The following is a 14,177-nucleotide window of genomic DNA, read 5'->3' on the forward strand; positions in this document are numbered from 1 at the left end:
ATTATTGATATTTATCTTTATACAATTCAATAAAATCCTGCACTAGATCTCTCAGCAGCAACGTTGTCATTAAATGATCCTGTCCATGGATAAAAATGAACCCAATGTCTAAGTTGCTACCGGCAGCCTCATCTGCCAGTATTTTTGTCTGAGAATTATGCGCCAATTTTAAGTTTTCATCCGCATCCTTCAAGGCTTCTTCAACATGCTCAAAGTCCCCTTGTCGCACTTCGCTCAATAAGGTCATCAAGGTACTTCTTGCGTCGCCAGAATATGCGACGATCTCGAAACCTACCATTTGTAATTCCTCTTTATTCATATTTTTCCCCCCTCGACAATATCTATCAATCAATTCTGTTATTGAACCGAGTAATATCGATCAAATAATTGTTTTAGTTTCACTTACAAATTTGTACCAGTATGCCGATTCTTTTGGATAACGCTTTTGCATTTCAAAATCCACATAGAATAGGCCATAGCGCTTGTTGTAGCCATTGGTCCATGAGAACATGTCCATCAGCGACCATAAGAAGTACCCTTCAACATTTACGCCGTCATCAATAGCGTCACTTAATGCCTCTAAATATTGGCGAAGATACTCGATTCGCGGTGTGTCCATGACTACGCCCTCTTTAAAATCATCTTTATACCCCATACCATTTTCAGTAATATAGATTTTCTTATAATGAGGATAGTCTTGCTTGATGCGCAGCAATAAATCATACAGACCTTGCGGATAAATTAACCAATCCCAATCGGTTCTAGGGATATCCTCTCGATAAACACGCTCTGCGATCCCATTCACTCGATAAACTGACGTGCCTTTATCCCCAGTCCCGTTGTGATATATTTCATTCGGCCCCTGATAGGCTTTACAAAAATGACTATGATAATGATTTATCCCTAAAAAATCATTTCGCTGGGAAGCTTTTTCCATTTCAATATAATCTTCTTCTATAAACTCATACGTAGCATTTTGCGCCTCGCAAATTTCATCCAAGGCTTCTAATAGTTCCTTTGTGTAACGGCCCAGATAAGTTGCCTCTAATAAGAAGCGAATAGATAACGCGTCCTCCAAAAACGCCGCATGCTTATCCGCTTCAGAATCTGAATTCGCGTATTTCGTTTCCAATGAATGCACCACACCGATTTCTCCCAGGTATTCATTATCTTTGAAAATATTGACTGTTTTAGCGTGGGCCACCATCATGTTATGTAGACACATAATGATTTTTGTGAAATCAAATTTGATTCCTGGAGGAAATACTCCCAGCAAGTATTGGTTTGTTGCTACTGGATAAATTTCATTAAACGTGCTCCAGTATCTCACTTCAGTAAATTCTTCAAAACAAAATTTTGCATAGTTTGCGAATGCATCAATATTCTCGCGATTTAAAAAATCATTTTGATCAAACAAGGTTTTGGGTGTATCAAAATGGTGCAAAGTCACAAATGGCGTGACATGATGCTCTTCACATTTTTTAAAAATATCATGGTAGAAATCAATTCCCGCTTGGTTCGGTTCCCCAACACCTGCTGGGAAAATACGACTCCAAGCAATTGAAAGGCGCAAACCGTTCACGCCAAATTTCTCACACAATTCAATATCGACCGGATATTGATGATAAAAGTCGCTGGCAGGATCTGGACTAAAGCGGCCTTGCTCTTCTAAAAAATCATCCCAAGCAACCGGACCTTTTCCGTCCTCTGTCGTTGCTCCTTCACATTGGTAAGCTGCTGTTGCTCCGCCAAAAATAAAATGCTCTGGTAATTTTTTCATTTTTTCTCCTCCATCAATTTAAAGTAATCGTTGAATATGAATCGTAAAATAAACTTTTTCTCCGGCATTCAGTTTTAATCCTGTATTTTCTATAATGATCCGATACATTTCTTCAGCCACACTGTAGGCTTTTGGATAATCCCGTTTTAAATCTTCCTCCATCTTTTCAGCAAATTCGTCCACTACCTCTTCAGTTCGCTCCAACATATAGCGCAGGTGAATCATCAGACGATCGTAAAAATTCTGAGTTTTTTCAGTCCGAACGATATTCCTTTTTCGTAGTGATTCTTCAATAAGTTGCATAACGTGCTGCTGCTTTTCATAAGCTTCTGAAGGTGTTGCGACAGGTTCTGGCGTCTTTCCTTGAGCATTGATGAAATGAATACTGATATTCTTCAGTTCGTCCTCTGGAAAAATAATATCTAAGCGCTTCTTAATGATTCTTAGGCCGTCTCTAGCAATTTGATACTCTTTGGGATACTGTTTGCTAATGTCAGGCAACAGACTATTTTGATACTCGCCCTTCATCAGCCTTTGGTAATTCCAATAGATGTGATCTGTTAGTGTGACATAAATATACTCTTGAACAGAATACTGATAGTTATTAATCGCATTCTCAATAATTTCATAAGTAGTTGTGATAAAATCCAGTGGAACATCTTTTAGTAAAAAGGAAAAATTCTGTTTCGATTCTTCACTTTTTAATACAAAAAGATTCTGAATTGATTCCTCTGACAACAAATCGCCTTTCTTTTTTTGAAAAACTAGCCCTTTTCCCATTGCTATCGCTTGTTCATGATTTTTTTTAACGATGGCAATGTTGTTGTTCAATACCTGAATGACTCTGTACATTTTTTCACCTCATTTCTACAAAAAAAACCGCAAACAACCGATTGATACATCAATCAGTTACTTGCGGTTTTTGCCTAATTCAATAGTAACAATCCACTAATATTTCGATTTCACCTACAGAATAGCACCTTAAAATAAATTTGTAAACACTTTCAGACAAAAAATGTTTGTTTTATTTATTGAAAAAAATTTTTTCCAACATCAAAACAAATACGTTCGCTAATAAAATAAACAAAGAACCTTAATCAGTTCATCCCAATTACTAATTTGAAGGCACAATAAATAAGCACCCTCTTTCCAATAGGATTGAATTTCAAAGTTTAGTATGTTTCTGTCAATTCAAAATAATTTTTCAAATAGCAAACATAAACAAACTTTTTGACTATCAATAAGAATGTATATAATAGTCACAGAATATTTAATTCTATTACTTTAACTCCTTGTCATACCAAAGAGGCTTCTCAAATTACCGAGAATTCACCCTCACTTTTTCTTCCTTTTCCGCGAGGCGCGTTTGCCTTCTGGGGTCTTTTTAAACAGTTCAGCTTGGGATTCTACCTGCTTTTGTTTCTTGCTTTTCGGTTTTTTATAATCTGCATAGGGGCTTTTCTCTTCTGCGGAAAGTGCCATCGGTTTCTGTGCAGCGGGTTCCTTGGCTTCGACTTTTGGCGGTTCTTTGAGAGCGGATGCGGTTGAACCACTGATTGATTCAGCTTTTGGGGCTGCAGCGTCAATAGGTTGTTCCGCAGCATTATTGCTCAAATCATTGGCCAAAACGTCTTCTTTAAGTTCTTCCATACGAGTATCGGTCAGAACAATGCCTTCAGGCAGGAGTAATTTTACTATTTCCAGCTTTTCTTCCTCCGTTAAATCATCCAAATCAGCTTCTGGCGACACTCCCATTTCTGGTTGAAGTTCCCTGACTAGATCAGTTGCCTCCACAATTTTCCCTTTTCTGATCTTGATATCGCGGGTACAGTTGTCGATTTCGGAGTTTTCCAATTTAACGAAACGTCGAACGTCATCTTTTTCGAAAATAGTCAAAGTGGACATCAATTCTAGAACAGAATCGATTTTAGTTCCCGAAGAATTCGGATCGGCATCCCGCAAACTCCACGTATGCACCTTGCCCATCGCATCTTCAAAGGTCGAGAGAATTTTATATTGTTGACCTTCTAATGCTTCGATAGGTGTCGTTTTTTCAAGCAAATATCTTTTGCTGTCGCCTAAACGGATGTTATAACGGTGGATTTGTTTTGAGTTTTTGTAGAAACGTTTGAGGACTTGGTCCCATTCCTTTTCGTTTTCAAAAGCATCGCGAAATAGTGGACAAAATTTGCGCAGCACCTCTGTCGGCTCCGCAAATAGAAAGATTTCTCTGATTAAGTCATTGCAGATCCCTGCAAAGTCACTTACGCACAAACATTGACGAATCAGCACTGCCACAAGGTATTGAACGGTGGTATCTGCATCTGGCGACTCTGTGTGCGCTTTCAAAATACGTTTTTCAAGATTCGTTTTTCCCATGGTAAAAAGTGTGATTTGCGACAATGTTTTTGGCATAAGTGTACTCTCCTTCTATTTTAAGATCTCGTTTTTATTTTTTTAACTGCTCTTTGTCTATTTCTATGATACATCAGAAATAACCCTAAAAATTACTCTATCTTTTAATCTTTATGTATATTGTTGAGTATTAGAAACAATTTGAAAAATTATTATTTTATAAAAAAACACCTCCGAAATCTCAGAAGAGAAATTTCAGAGGTATGCTATCTACTATATTAAACAATATACTTTTCTTCTTTTTCAATCTTTTCGTAATGTTTCTGTTCGTCTTCATCAATTATGACCGCCGTCACGTCATGGAGGTTATAGTACACGGAAAAATCTCTCTTCCCGATTTTAGAGTGGTCGATCAGCAAGAAACGTTCAACGGAATTATTCAGAGCAATTTGCTGCGTCTGCCCTTCTTCAAAGGTCGATGTCATAATTTTTTGTTCGTTTAAGGCGTTACAGCTGAAGAATGCTTTATGAAAATTCATATCGTTCAGCGACTTGTTAGTAATCTCGCCGACGAAACATTGTGTTGTTTCCCGTAATTCGCCGCCTAATAAATAAATTTTCCGATTGCCCTTATGCTTGTTTAGTTCCTCAAACACCGGCAAACAATTTGTCACGATCCGCAACCCATCGGCCTTGATGATTTTCGACAATAATTCGATCGTCGTTCCAGGTCCTAGAAAAATAGTATTGCCATCATTGATCAGCTCATTGGCTTTTTCAACAATCCGCTGTTTTTCGGCCTGAAGCATTATTTGCTTTTCCGTATGTGAAAGCTCTACATGTCGATAAAAATCTTTCAATTTCGCACCGCCATGCACCCGCTCTAATAATCCTTGTTTCTCCAATTCGTCCAAATCACGCCGCACCGTCATATCAGAAACCGATAATTTTTCCATGATTTCATTGACCCTTACCGTTCCGCTAACTTCCAATAACGACATGATTGCTTGAAATCGATCCGTTTTTAACATTTCATCGCCTCTTTTCTCACCTAGCGTATCAAATTTCAGTTAAATGTACTAGAGATAGTTTACTATATTTGAACTCAAAATAAACAAAAATAAAAAAACTTGAACAGGAAGATGAAAATTCTCTTCCCTGTTCAAGCTTTTGTTTCCCCTTAATCCCCGCCCGCTAAGATCTCTTCACGGTTATAGATCGGGGTATGATCTTTCAAGTCTTCTATGGTTCCGACTTGTTTTCCTTTTGAATAGTAGCCATCCAACAGGCCTAATGATTGGAAAATCGTTTGTTTATAGGCAATCTCGGCATTCCATTCTGTTGTATCAAGGATTTGCAGCGCTTTATGAATTGCTTCGATTCCAGTTTCACCTGGTGCACTGATCAACACGCCGTGACTGTTCAATAGAAGCATGTTCGGCAGGTCTAATTGTTCTTTTTCCATATAGCTGGAAACTAGATCGGCTAGTTCCGGCGAACAATTCGGCTCGAATCCTAACACTGGCACATAGCCAATTTTTTGTGTTGCTTCTGTCAAGTTCGGCATATCTAAACCAGCGGTAGCCCAAAACATCGAGTTGGGGGCATGTGCATGTAAGACAGCTTTAATTTCTGGATTCGTGTCATAAACCGCCTCGTGTAAATTGATTTCACGAGTCAGCTTTCCAACCCCATCGATGACTTTGCGCGTGTGCGGTTCAACAACTAAAATTTGTGCCGGCGACACTTCCCCTAAATAGGCTTCCGACATCATCGTTGGTGTCATAATGATATAGTCTTTTCCATTTTTGTCTGTCGTTTTAAAAGAAAAGTTACCTCCAGCGACATTCGTATTCTTTCGTGCAAAAATCAATTTTACAATCCGCGCCAAGTCCTCGCGCTCTCTCTCAAAAATCATCCGTCCGTCTGACATAGTCGAGACCACCTTTTCTATTTTTTGAAAATTCTTTTACTGCTAATAGCTGTTTGCGCCGCTTTTCGAACCTGCATGGCTTCCTCATACTTGTTTTTTCTGCGTTCGTCATACTCTTTAAAAAGAATCGGATTGCCATACTTGTAGATATAAACAGCGAGCGTAATCGCAATAAAATTAAAGATTAACTGCTGCGTCGAAAAGGCTAGAACAAAACATAGGATGGCGATAAATAATAGAAACAACCACTTCGTTTTTTCTCGGTTACTGCTCTTTTTAGTCATGATTTTTACCTGCCTTCATTTTTATCTAACCGTTTTCGAAACAATTCCTACATTAGCTTGCAACTTCTACATTGCTGACCTTTTTATCCGTTGCTGCTTCATATCTTTGGCTTGGTACTTTGGCTTTATTCATATACTTGTATAACCAAACGAACATCGCGATAAAAATCACTGCACCGACAATCCCTAAGATATTCCCTTTAAAGGCTTCAGCGAATAAAATTCTGAATTCTGGTCCTTCAATGGAAGACCAAGTGATTTGCTGGCCTTTTTTAATACCTTCAACCGCCCCGGTTTTATCTGCTAACCCGGTTAAAATCGGTGTCAGATACGTAGCTGCATATAGATAGATCGGCATCGAAATGACACCCATGATCAGCATTCTGACAAGATTTCCGCCAGTTAATAATAAACCGCCAACTGCAATCGAATAGTTAATGATTCCGGCTAATGGCAATACCGCATTCCCCGGCAAAATAATCGCATATCCGATAAATACTGGAACCAATAGAATCGCAGTTACCCAAATTTCAGAACGTCCAGCCAAAACCGGCCAGTCTAATCCAATGTACACTTCGCGATCCTTGAAGCGTTTTTTCATCATTTCTGACATTGCATCTGCTAATGGCGACAATGACTGCATGAACATTTTAGAAATCATTGGGAACAAAGCCATTGCCGTAGCGATTTGAATAGCCAGATTTAGCGAACCTGAGACTCCATATGCCGCCGCAAGTCCAAGACCTAAACCGATAATAAAGCCCATTACTGAGTTTTCAGAGAAAATACCGATCTTTTTCTTCAAGGCTTTAGTGTCTGCCTGTTTATTAAGGAAAGGAATCTTATCCATCAAAACATTTATCGGCAGTAATAAAACAGCTGAAATATTCATTAAATGCGTCACTGTAACTAATGGAATTCCCGTTAAGTCTTCGATATGTCGTTGGAACATGTCCCCCATTTTCAATTCCAAAATCACTTGAACGATCGCTGTCGCAAATCCCGCGATCAAACTACCGCTGATGAAGTAAACAAGGTAGGCAGTTAACGCTTTGCCCCAAACATTCCACATATCGACGTTCAAAGTCTTCGTCCAATTTAAAATCAACATCACGAAATTTACACCAAGAACAACCGCAAAAAATACAAAGGCATACGACCATGACCACGTAATACTAGCAGCCCCTGTCCACCCTAAATCCAAGGCTGGAAGATTAAGTCCCGTATTTTTGGCTAATGCTTCTGATGCAGGACTTACTGCATTTGACATAAAGCCAATCACCATCGACATCCCTGTGAAGGCGATTCCCAGCGTGATCGCTGACATGAAGGCTTTTTTAAGTTTCATTCCGGCAACTAGACCTAAAAGTAAAATAATCAATGGAACAAAAATAGCGGATCCTAACCCAAGAATATAATTTATTATGTCCTGAAATACTTGCACTTTTTCCACTTCTTTCTTTAGTAAGATTTTTTATTCAACTAATGCTTTGATGTCTTCGTAAATCTTGTCCGAACCCATCCCGGTCAAAAACGGGATACCAGGGAAAACATTCACACCCAACTCCTCTGCTTTTTCCAAAACTTCATCATCCGGCTGCGCAACATAAACATAAATCCCAGTAGAAGGCAGTTCGCTTTGAATCGATTTGTAATCCACTGCGTCGACTGGAAAATCAATCCCGTCATCTTCTAATAAACTCGCGATTTTACTAGCAATCGTCTGACTTGTAGCGACACCGCTTCCACATGCAACAATCAATCTTCTTTTCATCTTCTATTCCTCCAATTTTCAATTAATTTTCTTTTAATAATTACTTTTAGATGTTTGCTGTAAACAATTGATAAATATCGGTTTCGTCTTGTGCATTGATAAACCTTGTGACGAACTCTTCCTGCATAAATAATTCCATGAAGGCCTGCAATAACCCGACCTGTCCTTTTGGATCTTTGATTCCTAAAAAGAATAAATTTTTGACGCCCATTTCTTGACTGTCGCCCATCTGCTTCACTTTGACCTCATTTTTCAAACGCGCAATATAAACGAATGGTTTCTCAACGTATTCAGGATCTGAGTGCGGCAAAGCAATATTCACATGCTGCGTGATCAACCCTGTCGGAAATTTTTGTTCCCGAGCTGTAATTCCTCTCAGATAGCCTTCATTGACAAATCCGAGATCGCGCAATTGAGCCGCAACCTTTTCAAAAACAGCCTCCTCAGTCGCTCCTTCCACCTCAAGGTGAATCAATTGCTCATGAAACATATCTTTATAACTCACCAATCTGTCACTCCTTTCTCAATAAATCTGAAATATTTTGTTAAACTTTGTTAACATGTGTTTTACAATGTAAATATACAATGCTTGAAATCCTTTGTCAACGCTTTCTTTTCTTTTTATTTCAAATATCAACAAACTGCTATCAGATAGTTTAATAGTAATTAACAAACTTTAACACAACTGAACATTTATCCTTGCTTTTTCTTTCTTTAAATGCTATTAATTAGTGTATAGACATAGCCGACTTGATTATCGGCTATTGTAAGAGCTTACTTAATTAGAGGTGATTTCATGTTAAAGAAAGAGCGACAAGAAAAGATTTTGGATTTGTTACACGTGAATGACTATCTGTCGATTCCTGAAATATCTGCGAAATTAGATGTCTCAGATATGACGATTCGAAGAGATATCAATGAGCTGGCTGAAAATTCTTTGTTAGTAAAGATTTATGGCGGCGCACAAAAACTTGAAAAAATTGAGCAGGAGCTTTCTACTCAAGAAAAAATCGACACTAATGTTCCAGAGAAACAATTTATTGGAAAAGTCATGAACAGCATTATTTCAGATAACGACACGATCTATATCGGTGCCGGAACCACCATGCTCCATGCCCTTCCAGAAATAAAAAAAGCAAACTTATTTGTAATCACAAATAGTCTGCTGGCTTTTAATTATTTGATTTACAACACGGATTATCGCGTCCTGTTGACCGGTGGGGAATTTTCCCGCACGACTGAAGAGTTTTATGGTGAAATCGCGGAAAGAAGCTTCGAGAATTTGAATATTGACTTGGCTTTTGCAGCAACAAATGGCGTGTTTGATAACAATGTCACGACCGCAAACTCGATCGAGGGATCGATCCAACGAGTGGCCTTTAAGCATGCTCGGAAAAAATGTGTCGTTGCGGACAGTTCTAAGTTTAATCGCTCGGATGTTTATACCTTCTATTCTCTATCTGATATTGATTATCTGGTGACAGATGACAAGCTTTCCGAAACGACATTCGACTACTACAATTCGTATACGACGATCATTAAGGAGGAACAGGAATGATTTTGACGATTACGTTGAATCCTTCAATGGATTACAACTACCTTGTTTCTTCACTGAATTTGGACCAAGTAAATCGTGTAGAAAATCCACACACATCTATTGGAGGAAAAGGAATCAATGCCGGCAGAGTCATCGCTCAATCTGGTGAAGGAGTCATTTTGACCGGAATATTAGGCGGGCCTGTCGGAAAAATGATTTTAGATACATTGATCGCTGAAGACCGTTACCAGCTTGAATTTCTGCCAGTCGAAGGCAATTCGCGAAACGCAATTACGATCATGCATGACGGGAATACCCATACGGAACTCGTAGAAAAGGGCCTTTATCTTTCTAAAGAAAATGAACAGCTTTTCTTTCAGCATATCGCTAATCTTTTACAAAAGTACGCAATTGATGTGATTTGTATTTCTGGTTCGGTAAATTCTGACGATCCGAATTTCCACTTTCATCTGCTGCAATTCATTCGCTCGATCGTAGGGGAAAAGTTCCCGATTTTAATGGATATCTCTGGCGAGCAATTGGAAAATGTTTTAGCCCAGCCAGCTGTTCGTCCAAGTTTTATCAAACCTAATACGGCCGAGTTGGAAGAATTGATTGGAAAAGAGATTCGATCGAATGAAGAGCTGATCACCATTTTACATCAACCGATTTTTGACGCTATCGACACCATCATGATCTCGCAAGGCGGCGACGGAGCCCTAGTCAAACATGGCTCCCAGATTTATGACGTGCAGATTCCTAAAGTTGAGATCGTGAATACAACCGGTTGCGGCGACTCCACTGTTGGCGGCATGGCTTTTGCGATCAGTCAAGGATATTCGATCGAGGATGCCATCAAATATGCTATGGCTTGCGGTATTTCCAATTCCCTGTTCGAAACAAATGGAACAATCGACAAAGTCCAAACAGCTAAATTCATTGGGGATATTCAAATCATGGAAGTGAAAGAATTAAGTATAAACAACTGAACGGCTATCAAATAAACACACCAACCTAAAATTAGGATTGGTGTGTTTTTCTGCTTCATCAATCAGACCGATTGACTCTTTAATCGAAATAGCTCAAATCAGCTTTCTTTTTTATGAAACTTTGGGATAATAAAACTAAATACTCTATGTACTGTTTGAAAAAGAAAGGAGCTGACAGAATGGACCATGCGCTAATGTTACGACTGAAAATATCCCAAGGGGAAATAATTGATGCCCCGCTGCACTATCTCGAACAGTCAGAGATCATTAAAAAATACGACAAGCTGACCAACTTGAAACCGCTCGGAAAAATATTTGCCTTGATCGGCTTGGCTGAGATTCCGTATGCTGAGGAATTGCCGCTGACCCAAGAATTGATCGGTTTTGTGAACCAGCACTTAGCGACATCCGAAGGCTTTGCCTTTACGGGAAAATTAGAAGAGATTGTTCCCTGCTACAATGCGCTGCTATTTGAAGCCTATTGCCGACTCGGTTTGGGAAAATCGACGGAAGCCCAAAATGCTCTCAATTGGATCAAGCAATACCAAGTATTCGACCGCGAACAAAAGACCGCTTGGCCCCACAAAGGCATCTGCAAGTTTGGCGGCTGTATGAAAAATACGCCCTGCTATATCGGAATCGGCAAGACTGTTCGTGCTTTATTAACGTATCAAGAAAAAGTTGATCCGGCTGATGAGAAAGTCAATGCTATGATAATTCACGGTGTTGAGTACATGCTTCAACACAAAATGTTCTGCCGGCTAACGAATGGTCAACCCATCAGTCCCCATATTACTGATAGTATGTTTCCGCAAAGTTATCATTTATCCATGACCGATCTCGTTTATATCCTGCAAAAAAGCCAACGCATCAATGATCCGCGAGCAAAGGATTTAGTCCAATTGTTGGCAGAAAAAAGAAGCAAAACTGGCGGCTGGAAAATCGATTATATTTATCAATACAACGGCTACGTCGCTTTTGATAATCGACGGAAGGATTCTGAATGGCTGAATTATTTGTATCATGAAATCAAAAAGACTTGATGAATTGTGCATTCATCAAGTCTTTCTGTGTTAAATCACATGTTCTGTCCGTTCAATGATATCGTCTTGGGTTGCTTTTGATAGAACATTGAAGAAAGCGGAATAACCAGCCACACGAACAATCAAATCCCGGTGTTTTTCAGGATGCTGTTGCGCATCGATCAACGTTTCTCGCGAAACAACATTGTATTGGATATGGTAGCCGTGCAATTTGTTAAAGAAGGCCCGCAACAGCATGATCAGCTTTTGCTTATCTTCTTCCTTAGCCAAGGTTTGCGGATTGACTTTTTGATTCAACAGTACACCGCCAAGAATATCTTCGGTGCTTAATTTCGAAACAGACTTCAATACGGCGGTCGGACCATTTTTATCCATGTTATGAGATGGTGAGCAGCCTTCTGCTAACGGCACCCACGCGTTTCGTCCATCTGGTGTCGCCATTGTCGCCCGTCCTTGTCCAACATTCGCAGAGATTGATGACGTTCCTGAATAGCGAATACCGCCGATCGGTCCGCGCCCATATCGAGTATTCGGATATTTCGCGATTTCATCGATATAACTATCGTAAGCTTCTGTGATCAACTGATCGACCGAATCATCATCGTTCCCATATTTCGGTACATCATTTAAAATCATTTGCTGAATCGCTTGACTGCGTTCACTTGCATAATCCGTCATCAACGCTTCCCACAATTCCTCTGTGGTTACCTTTTCTTCATCGAACACTAACTGTTTGATGGCCGCTAACGAATCCGCCATGTTTGCGATACCGACTTGCAGACCCGAAATGAAATCGTAAACAGCGCCGCCCTCTTTTAAGGTTTTACCGCGGCCGATGCAGTCTTCAGTCAATGCCGAGCATAAAATGTCCGGTACTTCACGTTCCAAGCCAAGATCAATCGCATTTTCAACGATCACACTCATACGGGTCAATTCTCGTACCGTTTTATCCCAAGCCTCTTGTAAATCGGCATATGATTTCATGTCTTTGAAGTGACCGTAGCCTTCGACAAAGCGTTTGCCGGAAACCGGATCGATCCCATCATTCATAGCGATCATCAAGATTTTCGGAAAATTCATATAGCTCATGCCTGTACAGCGATAGCCCCATTTACCCGGCACAGCTGTTTCAACACAGCCGATCGCACTATAATCATACGCGTCCTCTTCCGTCACCCCAACCTTCATGAATGAAGGGATAATGATCTCATCATTGTTAAATGCTGGCATCCCAAATCCCAGCTTCATGACTTCGATACATTCATTCATAAAACGATTGTCCAACCCAGCGTGATAACGAACCGTCAAATTCGGCTGCGGCAACTTCGTTTGAGCAACACTGCGCAACACTAAATAGGATAATTCGTTGACCGCGTCTTTTTTATCTCTAGTTTGACCGCCGATTGTGACGTTTTGATAAAGCGGACTGCCAGCACTGCTGAGCGTGTGAGATTGACTACGGACTTTATTGACCGTCAGCGTTTTGATCCAAAGGTTGGTTAATAATTCGACCGCTTTGTCTTCTGTGATATCGCCTTTTTCCAGATCTGCCTTCAAATAAGGATACATATATTGATCGAAACGGCCATAGGATAATGAGTGACCATTCGATTCGATTTGCAAGAGTAATTGGATAAACCAAGTTGCTTGGATCGCTTCTTGGAAGGTTTCTGCTGGTTCATAAGGAACCTTGCCGCAGATTCGGCTGATCTCTAACAATTCCGCTTTGCGTCGCGGATTGGCTGTTGCTGCTTGCTCTTTAGCCAATGCTGAAAAGCGCTCCGCGAACGTTTTCACCGCATCGATCATGATCAAAACAGCTTTGTAAAATTGATATTTGTCTAAACTTTCCGGTATCGTCAAATCAAGCGCTGCTTTTTCTTTCAGTGTGCGTTCTTGATATCCCTTCAGACCAACGCGCAGCATTTGCCCATAATCAACGGCCAGATGAGCATCACCGGAATTCAGCTTGCCTTCCATTCCGAAAAAGCCTGTTTCCATGAAGACACTGACTTCATCCGGCAGTAATGCCCAGCCCTTCGCACGCAGATTATTATTCTCCCAAAATGGCGCGATTGAGCGCAAGTCCTCTTTGGTCTTTTCCGTAATATAGAAGACATCGCCATCACGTTTTTCAAATAAATCCAATTCATTCAACACAAATTCCATTGTATATTCTGGGAAAATCGGCGCATCGCGATTCGATGACGCTTGATTTCCGACAATCAAAGTATCCTCTTCAATGTAGATCGACATTTTCTCCAAAATGTTTTGCAGCATCAAGGCCCGTTTCACAGTACTTGGTTGATCTTGATGTTTTTTGTAGACTTCGGTTGCTAATAATGCCCGTTCAGCATCAATATAAGGTTTTTTCGTTAATACTGATTCTCGAAAATGATTCATTCGATTGGTTAATTTTCCAAAATACGGCGCGTTTTGTTCTTTCATTTGAATACTCATGATTACACCCTCCGTTTTTTCA

General features: G+C 40.0%; 14 protein-coding genes. 3 read left to right on the forward strand and 11 right to left on the reverse strand.

The window, feature by feature from the left end:
• Window position 1: 1 nt before the first annotated feature.
• The 10 genes from PGP85_RS02675 to PGP85_RS02720 form a co-directional block, all read right to left on the reverse strand.
• Entirely contained in the window at window positions 2-319 is a 318-nt protein-coding gene (locus PGP85_RS02675) for a PTS lactose/cellobiose transporter subunit IIA (RefSeq protein WP_270325958.1), read from the reverse strand.
• A 60-nt stretch (window positions 320-379) separates the two neighbouring features.
• Window positions 380-1,780, reverse strand: coding sequence for a 6-phospho-beta-galactosidase (gene lacG / locus PGP85_RS02680; protein WP_270325959.1), 1,401 nt, complete (start codon window positions 1,778-1,780; stop codon window positions 380-382).
• 18 nt (window positions 1,781-1,798) lie between these two features.
• The gene (locus PGP85_RS02685) at window positions 1,799-2,632 is read right to left on the reverse strand and encodes a PRD domain-containing protein (RefSeq protein WP_270325961.1); all 834 of its coding nucleotides are present in this window, start codon (window positions 2,630-2,632) and stop codon (window positions 1,799-1,801) included.
• 483 nt (window positions 2,633-3,115) lie between these two features.
• Entirely contained in the window at window positions 3,116-4,195 is a 1,080-nt protein-coding gene (locus PGP85_RS02690) for a glycosyltransferase family 1 protein (protein ID WP_270325962.1), read from the reverse strand.
• A gap of 218 nt (window positions 4,196-4,413) precedes the next feature.
• Window positions 4,414-5,166: a DeoR/GlpR family DNA-binding transcription regulator gene (locus PGP85_RS02695; protein ID WP_270325964.1), complete on the reverse strand. Its 753-nt coding sequence runs from the start codon at window positions 5,164-5,166 to the stop codon at window positions 4,414-4,416.
• A 149-nt stretch (window positions 5,167-5,315) separates the two neighbouring features.
• Complete coding sequence (locus PGP85_RS02700) at window positions 5,316-6,068, reverse strand: class II aldolase/adducin family protein (RefSeq protein ID WP_010742280.1); 753 nt, start codon at window positions 6,066-6,068, stop codon at window positions 5,316-5,318.
• A gap of 17 nt (window positions 6,069-6,085) precedes the next feature.
• Window positions 6,086-6,352 (reverse strand): hypothetical protein, encoded by a 267-nt coding sequence (locus tag PGP85_RS02705; RefSeq protein WP_270325966.1) that lies wholly within the window; start codon window positions 6,350-6,352, stop codon window positions 6,086-6,088.
• A 52-nt stretch (window positions 6,353-6,404) separates the two neighbouring features.
• Complete coding sequence (locus tag PGP85_RS02710; RefSeq protein WP_177184076.1) at window positions 6,405-7,796, reverse strand: PTS galactitol transporter subunit IIC; 1,392 nt, start codon at window positions 7,794-7,796, stop codon at window positions 6,405-6,407.
• 30 nt (window positions 7,797-7,826) lie between these two features.
• Window positions 7,827-8,126, reverse strand: a complete 300-nt coding sequence (locus PGP85_RS02715) for a PTS sugar transporter subunit IIB (protein WP_010742283.1) — start codon at window positions 8,124-8,126, stop codon at window positions 7,827-7,829.
• 46 nt (window positions 8,127-8,172) lie between these two features.
• Entirely contained in the window at window positions 8,173-8,631 is a 459-nt protein-coding gene (locus tag PGP85_RS02720; RefSeq protein ID WP_010742284.1) for a PTS sugar transporter subunit IIA, read from the reverse strand.
• Between the two features lie 291 nt (window positions 8,632-8,922).
• Between PGP85_RS02720 and PGP85_RS02725 the strand changes: the two genes are divergently transcribed.
• The 3 genes from PGP85_RS02725 (at window position 8,923) to PGP85_RS02735 (ending at window position 11,695) form a co-directional block, all read left to right on the forward strand.
• Window positions 8,923-9,684: a DeoR/GlpR family DNA-binding transcription regulator gene (locus PGP85_RS02725; protein WP_010742285.1), complete on the forward strand. Its 762-nt coding sequence runs from the start codon at window positions 8,923-8,925 to the stop codon at window positions 9,682-9,684.
• Window positions 9,681-10,652, forward strand: coding sequence for a 1-phosphofructokinase family hexose kinase (locus tag PGP85_RS02730; protein ID WP_270325969.1), 972 nt, complete (start codon window positions 9,681-9,683; stop codon window positions 10,650-10,652). The genes PGP85_RS02725 and PGP85_RS02730 overlap by 4 nt, the downstream gene beginning before the upstream one ends.
• Window positions 10,653-10,831: 179 nt before the next feature.
• On the forward strand, window positions 10,832-11,695 hold the full coding sequence (locus PGP85_RS02735) for a hypothetical protein (protein ID WP_270325971.1): 864 nt from the start codon (window positions 10,832-10,834) through the stop codon (window positions 11,693-11,695).
• A gap of 30 nt (window positions 11,696-11,725) precedes the next feature.
• On the opposite strand, the gene PGP85_RS02740 is transcribed toward PGP85_RS02735, so the two are convergent.
• Window positions 11,726-14,143, reverse strand: a complete 2,418-nt coding sequence (locus tag PGP85_RS02740) for a glycyl radical protein (RefSeq protein WP_034709167.1) — start codon at window positions 14,141-14,143, stop codon at window positions 11,726-11,728.
• Window positions 14,144-14,177 lie beyond the last annotated feature (34 nt).

Origin of the sequence: Enterococcus malodoratus (assembly GCF_027659535.1) — a bacterium.
GTDB lineage: Bacteria > Bacillota > Bacilli > Lactobacillales > Enterococcaceae > Enterococcus_A > Enterococcus_A malodoratus.

What these genes read in the sequence shown, in the direction of transcription:
- PGP85_RS02675 (WP_270325958.1), bottom strand. Translation starts at nt 319, where the DNA reads ATGAATAAAGAGGAATTACAAATGGTAGGTTTCGAGATCGTCGCATAT.
- lacG (WP_270325959.1), bottom strand. Translation starts at nt 1,780, where the DNA reads ATGAAAAAATTACCAGAGCATTTTATTTTTGGCGGAGCAACAGCAGCT.
- PGP85_RS02685 (WP_270325961.1), bottom strand. Translation starts at nt 2,632, where the DNA reads ATGTACAGAGTCATTCAGGTATTGAACAACAACATTGCCATCGTTAAA.
- PGP85_RS02690 (WP_270325962.1), bottom strand. Translation starts at nt 4,195, where the DNA reads ATGCCAAAAACATTGTCGCAAATCACACTTTTTACCATGGGAAAAACG.
- PGP85_RS02695 (WP_270325964.1), bottom strand. Translation starts at nt 5,166, where the DNA reads ATGTTAAAAACGGATCGATTTCAAGCAATCATGTCGTTATTGGAAGTT.
- PGP85_RS02700 (WP_010742280.1), bottom strand. Translation starts at nt 6,068, where the DNA reads ATGTCAGACGGACGGATGATTTTTGAGAGAGAGCGCGAGGACTTGGCG.
- PGP85_RS02705 (WP_270325966.1), bottom strand. Translation starts at nt 6,352, where the DNA reads ATGACTAAAAAGAGCAGTAACCGAGAAAAAACGAAGTGGTTGTTTCTA.
- PGP85_RS02715 (WP_010742283.1), bottom strand. Translation starts at nt 8,126, where the DNA reads ATGAAAAGAAGATTGATTGTTGCATGTGGAAGCGGTGTCGCTACAAGT.
- PGP85_RS02725 (WP_010742285.1), top strand. Translation starts at nt 8,923, where the DNA reads ATGTTAAAGAAAGAGCGACAAGAAAAGATTTTGGATTTGTTACACGTG.
- PGP85_RS02730 (WP_270325969.1), top strand. Translation starts at nt 9,681, where the DNA reads ATGATTTTGACGATTACGTTGAATCCTTCAATGGATTACAACTACCTT.
- PGP85_RS02735 (WP_270325971.1), top strand. Translation starts at nt 10,832, where the DNA reads ATGGACCATGCGCTAATGTTACGACTGAAAATATCCCAAGGGGAAATA.
- PGP85_RS02740 (WP_034709167.1), bottom strand. Translation starts at nt 14,143, where the DNA reads ATGAAAGAACAAAACGCGCCGTATTTTGGAAAATTAACCAATCGAATG.